This window comes from Anaerorhabdus sp. (assembly GCF_036637135.1).
Classification (GTDB): domain Bacteria; phylum Bacillota_I; class Bacilli_A; order Erysipelotrichales; family Erysipelotrichaceae; genus Anaerorhabdus.
On the sequence record NZ_JAVWNC010000081.1, the window covers coordinates 1 to 6,933 of the forward strand.

8 protein-coding genes are annotated in these 6,933 nt (G+C 35.1%); all 8 read right to left on the bottom strand.

Going from position 1 to position 6,933, the window contains the following annotated elements:
• Position 1 precedes the first annotated feature (1 nt).
• Positions 2 to 850: a peptide chain release factor N(5)-glutamine methyltransferase gene (gene prmC, locus RR643_RS10710; protein WP_332483201.1), complete on the bottom strand. Its 849-nt coding sequence runs from the start codon at positions 848 to 850 to the stop codon at positions 2 to 4.
• On the bottom strand, positions 850 to 1,923 hold the full coding sequence (gene prfA, locus RR643_RS10715; protein ID WP_332469448.1) for a peptide chain release factor 1: 1,074 nt from the start codon (positions 1,921 to 1,923) through the stop codon (positions 850 to 852). Before prfA ends, prmC begins: the two co-directional genes overlap by 1 nt.
• Before the next feature lie 15 nt (positions 1,924 to 1,938).
• On the bottom strand, positions 1,939 to 2,535 hold the full coding sequence (locus tag RR643_RS10720; protein WP_332469464.1) for a thymidine kinase: 597 nt from the start codon (positions 2,533 to 2,535) through the stop codon (positions 1,939 to 1,941).
• A 186-nt stretch (positions 2,536 to 2,721) separates the two neighbouring features.
• Positions 2,722 to 2,934 (bottom strand): 50S ribosomal protein L31, encoded by a 213-nt coding sequence (gene rpmE, locus RR643_RS10725; RefSeq protein WP_332469449.1) that lies wholly within the window; start codon positions 2,932 to 2,934, stop codon positions 2,722 to 2,724.
• Positions 2,935 to 3,044: 110 nt separating this feature from the next.
• Positions 3,045 to 3,401, bottom strand: a complete 357-nt coding sequence (locus RR643_RS10730; protein ID WP_332469450.1) for a hypothetical protein — start codon at positions 3,399 to 3,401, stop codon at positions 3,045 to 3,047.
• Positions 3,402 to 3,473: 72 nt separating this feature from the next.
• The gene (locus RR643_RS10735) at positions 3,474 to 4,736 is read right to left on the bottom strand and encodes a UDP-N-acetylglucosamine 1-carboxyvinyltransferase (RefSeq protein ID WP_332469451.1); all 1,263 of its coding nucleotides are present in this window, start codon (positions 4,734 to 4,736) and stop codon (positions 3,474 to 3,476) included.
• 35 nt (positions 4,737 to 4,771) lie between these two features.
• Positions 4,772 to 5,416, bottom strand: coding sequence for an HAD family hydrolase (locus tag RR643_RS10740; protein ID WP_332483202.1), 645 nt, complete (start codon positions 5,414 to 5,416; stop codon positions 4,772 to 4,774).
• A 44-nt stretch (positions 5,417 to 5,460) separates the two neighbouring features.
• On the bottom strand, positions 5,461 to 6,651 hold the full coding sequence (locus RR643_RS10745; RefSeq protein WP_332483203.1) for an MFS transporter: 1,191 nt from the start codon (positions 6,649 to 6,651) through the stop codon (positions 5,461 to 5,463).
• Positions 6,652 to 6,933 lie beyond the last annotated feature (282 nt).

Consider the following 6,933-nt stretch of genomic DNA (forward strand, 5'->3'; position numbering starts at 1 on the left):
TTTATTTAAAATAAACGAACAACATTCTATCTTTACCATTGATATCCTGCAAGACTTCTGCAGTTGCTTCTGGTAAGTATTCATGGACAAGCTTCATCATCGCTTCTCCTTGATCCCATCCCATTTCAAATGCCATAAACGATTTCTCATTAATAATCTTCTTACAATTCTCAAAAATAGTACGATAGAATTTCAACCCATCTTTTCCTCCAAATAAAGCAACATGAGGTTCATAGTCAACGACTGATGATTCAAGTACTTCTTGAGATGGAATATAAGGTGGATTACTAATCAATACATCAACTTTGAGCTTCGCATCAACGATAGGTTGTAACATATCACCTACTAAGAATTGAACATCCGCATTATTTTCTTTTGCGTTTTCTTTCGAAACTTCTATTGCTTCAGCACTAATATCTGTGGCATACATTTTAATATGTTTTTCTTCATTAGAAACGCTTATCGCAATTGCTCCACTTCCTGTACCAATATCCACTGCTGTGATGTCCTGATTAGGAAACATTTCATCCACACGTGAAAGAATATAGGATACAAGCTCTTCTGTTTCAGGACGTGGAATTAATACATTTGAATTCACTTTGAATTTATACCCATAAAACCATGAATAACCCAATACATGTTGCATTGGTTCATGATTCAAAATTCGTTTTAATCCGATATTAAAACTTTCTAATATATCTGTTGGTACCTCTTGATCATAATTCATATATAAATCGACCCGTTGTAATTGTGCAAGTTCTACCAAATAGGTAAGAGCTGTTTGTTCTGGTAGTTCTCTTTCAACACATTGCAAGGATGCATCATGAATAAGTTGTTTAAAAGTTGGCATTAATTTTCTCCTGCCAACTTTTGTTTTTGTTCTTCTTGTAATAATCCCGCAATGACATCATCCAATTTACCTTCCATGATACGATCAAGTTGTGTAATGGTTAACCCAATACGATGATCTGTAACACGGTTTTGTGGATAGTTATATGTACGAATCTTTTCAGATCGATCACCAGATCCCAGTTTGCTCTTACGTTCTTTATCTTTTGCTTCATCTTCACGACGTTTCATTTCGGCATATACCTTAGCACGAATTGTATTTAATGCAGTTGCTTTATTTTCAATTTGACTTCGTCCATCTTGACACTTAACAAAGATTCCTGTTGGAATATGTGTAATACGAACAGCTGAGTCAGTCTTGTTAACATGTTGTCCACCCGCTCCACTTGCTCTCATTGTTTCAATTTCTAAATCATTCATATTGATTTCAAACTCATCCTCAGCGATTTCTGGTTCAACAAGTACAGTTGCTGTTGATGTATGAATACGTCCTTGTGTTTCTGTCTTTGGAACACGTTGTACACGGTGTGATCCACTTTCAAATTTAAGTTGTCCATACGCACCATCACCTTTAACCATGAATGATACAAGTGAGAATCCACCAGCTTCTGCATCCATCATTTCAATGATATCTGTTTTCCATCCACGTGTTTCTGCATAACGTGCATACATGCGATATAAATCTCCAGCGAAGATATTTCCTTCATCTCCACCTGCTGCCCCACGAATTTCCACGATGGCATTGTTGTCATCAACTGGATCCTTTGGTATTAATAAAACTTCAATCTTCTCAAGTAATTCATCACGTTGTGGTTCACATTCAGATATTTCCATGTGCGCCATTTCTCTAATTTCATGATCATCTTCTTTTAGTAATTGATTTGCTTCATCAATTCTAGAATTCAATGATTTTAGTTCCTTGTAAGCATCTACTGCTTGTTTTAAACCTGATTGTTCTTTTGCTAGTTTACCCATTAATTTAGGTTGAGAAATAATCTCATCCGAAATTAGTAAATCATTTATTTCATTGTATCTATCTTCAATTCTTTGAAGACGCTCTACGATTGCACTCATGCGCTCTCCTCCTTCTTATAATCCTAATTTTGAAGGTTTGTCTTTTACCTCATGGCAATGACGGCAACGTGCCTCATAGCTCTCTGAAGCTCCTACTAAAATAAGAGGATCATTCCAACTTGCTGGATTACCATCAACTAAACGTTGAGTTCTTGTTGCTGGTGATCCGCATTTATTACATACTGCAGTCAGCTTTGTTACAAATTCTGCTTCTGTGATTAGAATTGACATCATTCCAAAAGGTTCACCTTTAAAGTCTGTGTCTAATCCCGCACACATAACACGTTTTCCTTTTTTAGCTAAGTAGTCACAAACCTCTGCAATACCTTCATCAAAGAATTGTACTTCATCAATTGCGATAACGTCAGTTTCATCTGTTACATACTCTAAGATTTCATCTGATGTTTGTACTACAATACTATCTACAGAACTTCCTGCATGTGAAACAACTTTCGTATTGCTATAACGATTGTCGATTGCTGGCTTAATAACTAATATATTCTTTTTCGCAAACTCCAATACTTTAATTCTACGAATTAATTCCTCTGTTTTTCCGGCAAACATACAGCCCGCAATAACTTCTACCCAACCTGGGCGATATTGATTATACATCATACTCATACGTGATCCCCTTTTTATTATAAAATTCCCTTACTATTCTACCACAGGTAGACCTAGATGAGAATGGTTAGCAGTCGGATTTTTCATGATAAAAGGACTGTACTCCACAGTCCTTTGTAACATTTTCTTATTGTTTGAATAAATTTTCATTGATTTTATTAAGAAAAAAAGAAGGTTTTACCCTTCTGTTTTCATACCAAACTTCTTGTTAAACTTTTCAATACGTCCTTGAGCTGCAGCGAAACGTTGTCTTCCTGTATAGAAAGGATGGCAATTTGAACAAGTATCAACTTTAATTTCTTTTTTAGTTGAACCACTTTCAAATTCGTTTCCACAACTAGTACAAATAACTTTACATTTGTTGTATTCTGGATGAATTCCTTGTTTCATAGTTTTATCTCCTTCCGCCTTAAACTTCTTATCAGTCTAAAGTAAGTACTAGTACATAATATCATGACATTTCAAAGAAATCAAGACCAAAGCATTCACCTTTTAAACCTTTATTCAACGAGTAATTTAACACTCGTAGGGCTAACTTCTACCTTGCAATCCTCACAAGTCATATCATTCAATAATTTGTAGTTTAGTACTCCTTCGCATACGGTATCACTAGCCTTGCAATTACTCATATCCATGGATACTTCTACATCTTGTTCATCTATTTTTATCATTCCAGGTCCAGAAATCGTAACTTTTGCGAAAAGCACATCATTTTCCACTTGGAATTTAAGTGAATCTTTGTTATTTACGTATTGGATTGGAATACGCTCGAATACAAGTTCTGTATGATCTACTCTTGGATTTGAACAACCTGTGATAAATATGAGAATCAAGAATAATACACCTATTTTTTTCATCTTGTTTCCTCCGCTTTTAAATTATATCATTACCACATAAAAAAACAAAAAAGATGTAGTTTGCACTACATCCTATTCAATGTCTTCACGCCAAATAACTGCGCCGAGTTGTTTTAATTTACCATCCAAATCATCATAACCACGGTCAATATGCGTAACTTCATGTATTTCTGTGACACCTTCTGCGATTAATCCTGCGATAACTAAGCTTGCTCCACATCTTAAATCTGTTGCAGTAACATTATCACCATATAATTTTGTTGGACCATGTGTAACACTTAATCCTTGTCCTACTTCAATATTTGCACCCATACGTTGTAATTCTGTACAGTGTTTAAAACGTTCTGGATAAATCGTTTCTTTCACAGTTGAATCACCCGTAGTTTGTGTTAATAATGCTGTCAATGGTTGTTGAAGATCTGTTGCAAATCCTGGATAAGGAAGTGTCTTGATATCTACAGCTTTCATATTATCCGTTTTTTCAACCGTTACCGCATCAACATCAACTTCTAATTTAACTCCCATTTCTTGAAGTTTTGATAATAAACTCTCCAAGTGTTGTGGGATAATATTTGATATTTTCATTTTTTCTGCCGCAGCTGCAGCCATGATAATAAATGTACCTGCTTCAATACGATCAGGAATAATCTCATGGAAACATCCACCCAATTCTTGTACACCATCAATTGTAATGACATTTGTACCTGCTCCACGAACTTGAGCACCCATTTTGTTTAATAAAGTTGCAACATCTATGATTTCTGGTTCTTTCGCAGCATTTTCAATGATTGTTCTTCCTTCTGCATAAACTGCAGCCATCATAATGTTAATCGTCGCACCAACAGATGAAACATCAAGGAAGATTTTAGCTCCAACTAATTTCTCAGCTTTAATATGGTAGCTACCTTCCACGTAGTCAATTTTTGCACCTAAAGCTTCAAATCCTTTTAGATGTAAATCAATTGGTCGAGGTCCTAAGTAACAACCACCTGGCATTTTCATTTTGACTTCACCATATTTCCCGAGCAATGCACCCATAAAATAGTAAGAAGCTCTTAATTTAGTCACAGCACGATGATCTAGTGGTTTATTTTCCATTTTTGTAGGATCAATTATAATATGATCTTTTGATTTATGTATTACCGTAACATTTAACTCTTTTAATAATGTCGATAAGGACTCAACATCCGATATTTCAGGAACACCTACAATCGTAACTGGTCCATTCGCAAGAATTGCAGCTGGTATCAGTGCCACAGTCGCATTCTTAGAACCACTTATTCTTACTTCGCCATTTAGTAAATGTCCACCTTCAATTTTTATAACTTGTTCCATAGTATTCCTCGTTTCCCGCAGTTATTGTATCATTTCTAAGCCCACTTCTCAACGAGTTCCTTGACTTCGTTTAAGTGGTCTACAATGATATCCGCTTCATCTTGTTTATTAGGTAATCGATGGTCACACAATGCAACCACTTTCATTCCTGCCGCCTTGCCTGCTTCAATACCATATTGAGAATCTTCCACAACAACACAGTCTTCTGGCTTTAAGTTTAATTCACCTGCTGCATGAAGATATATTTCAGGATGTGGTTTACTTTCCTTAAATTGTTCGCCACTCACAATGAAATCAAGATAAGGTCCAAATCCACAACCTTGAACAGCTGCATCAATTGCTTTTCTACTTGATGAAGAACACAAAGCAGTTTGAAGGCCTAGTTCTTTACAACGTTTTAATAATTCTAGTGAACCCGGTTTTGCAACAGCTGGAAACTCTAATGGATGTTCAGTAAAATAAGTCACATTTATTTTTCTAACTTCTTCCATTGTATATCGATGTTCAAGTAGTTCTACGATCATTTCATAAGTCACATTCATTGTTGTTCCAATGATTTCACACACTTCTTCAAATGTACCTGTGTACCCCAATTCACGCATCCACTTTAATGTACCTTCCATATAGAAGATTTCAGAGTCAATTAAGACTCCATCCATGTCAAATAATACAGCTTTCATAAGCATCCTCCCGAGTTTAATGAGATAAGTATAACATAAGAAAACTAATTTCTTAATGCTTTGCTAAAATGAAATACACTCGCTGAAACAATTACTAGAATACCTGCAAAAATGAGTATAAATTCAACTGGAATATAATCAGATAAAGGACCATATACCATCATTCCAATAGGTAACATGCAAGAAGTTGTGATTTGCATAAAACTAAATACTCTTCCTTGCATACTTGGTTCAACTCTTTCTTGAATTGACACTGTAATCGGCGTGTTATAACAAGGTGATACAACACCAATCAACACATTACAAACCAAATACAATACAAACCAAGGTGATAAACCAAGAGTGATCATAAGAACTCCATAAATTGTCCCTGCAACTAAAGCTGTATTTAAACGATTTTTAAAACCACCCCATGTACTTATTAAGATACCACCCATGACCATACCTAAACTGTAGGTCATCTCACTGGCTGTTAAACGCCAAACTTCATCACCAAATCTACGCGCAATCATAAGCGGTGTAAGGAATGCAGATGGACTAATCATAAACATAGATACCATTTGAAAGATTAAAAGATTCAATACAAACTTATTGGTTTTAATAAATTGAAATCCTTCTTTCATTGTTTGAATCATAGTTTGATCTTTATTCACCTTCTCCGTAAGTTTTTGAATCCTTACTCCATAGGTAAGACTTACTCCTATAACGGCTGTAATAACATCTATAAACAAGGTTACTTCCAGTGAAAATATCGATAAGATTGCACCACTTACCGCTGGTGAAAGAAACATCATAATTGAATTGCATGTACTCATGATGCCATTTACTTTCATTAAGTTTTCTTGAGGTACAATTTGAGGTAACACCGCATTCACTGCCGGTGTTTGTAATCCTGCACCCGCAGAACGAATCATAAGCACCAAAAATAAAACCCATATATTTTTATGTCCCGATATAAACAACAACGCTAAACACAAAGTCGCAAGCGCAATTAAACTATCAGAAGCCATAATCAATTTCTTCCGATCATATTTATCAATCCATGATCCTGCAAATAACGATATACATATTTGTGGTAGGAATCCACATACCGTTGATATCGTCAACATTAATCCCGATGATGTACTTAAGGTTACATACCAGACAATTGCGTATTGTACAAGCGATGAACCAAATAAAGATATTGTTTGTGCACTAAGAAAGCGCACGATATTTTTCTTCCAATTATTTTCCATAATAATCTCCATTTCTATAATAAAACGATGAACACATTGTCCACCGTCTCTATCTAAAATGAAGTCCTCAAGCAATAATTAAAACACGTAATATATACGTAAATCAATTATTACTCGATGAATATCTAGTTGAGCTTTGCACAATGTTTCATCGATCCGATTTGTACAAAGCTATTTCGTCGTGTTATTTTACAAAAACGTATTCTTAGTTCCATTATGCTCACCCTTTCTTTCTACTAGTCTAGCATAAAAGATACCATTTGGAATATACTAACTTTTATC

Bases quoted from the DNA above. Each gene is read 5' to 3' on its own strand.
- prfA (WP_332469448.1), bottom strand. From the start codon at position 1,923: ATGAGTGCAATCGTAGAGCGTCTTCAAAGAATTGAAGATAGATACAAT.
- RR643_RS10740 (WP_332483202.1), bottom strand. From the start codon at position 5,416: ATGAAAGCTGTATTATTTGACATGGATGGAGTCTTAATTGACTCTGAA.
- RR643_RS10735 (WP_332469451.1), bottom strand. From the start codon at position 4,736: ATGGAACAAGTTATAAAAATTGAAGGTGGACATTTACTAAATGGCGAA.
- prmC (WP_332483201.1), bottom strand. From the start codon at position 850: ATGCCAACTTTTAAACAACTTATTCATGATGCATCCTTGCAATGTGTT.
- RR643_RS10730 (WP_332469450.1), bottom strand. From the start codon at position 3,401: ATGAAAAAAATAGGTGTATTATTCTTGATTCTCATATTTATCACAGGT.
- rpmE (WP_332469449.1), bottom strand. From the start codon at position 2,934: ATGAAACAAGGAATTCATCCAGAATACAACAAATGTAAAGTTATTTGT.
- RR643_RS10720 (WP_332469464.1), bottom strand. From the start codon at position 2,535: ATGTATAATCAATATCGCCCAGGTTGGGTAGAAGTTATTGCGGGCTGT.
- RR643_RS10745 (WP_332483203.1), bottom strand. From the start codon at position 6,651: ATGGAAAATAATTGGAAGAAAAATATCGTGCGCTTTCTTAGTGCACAA.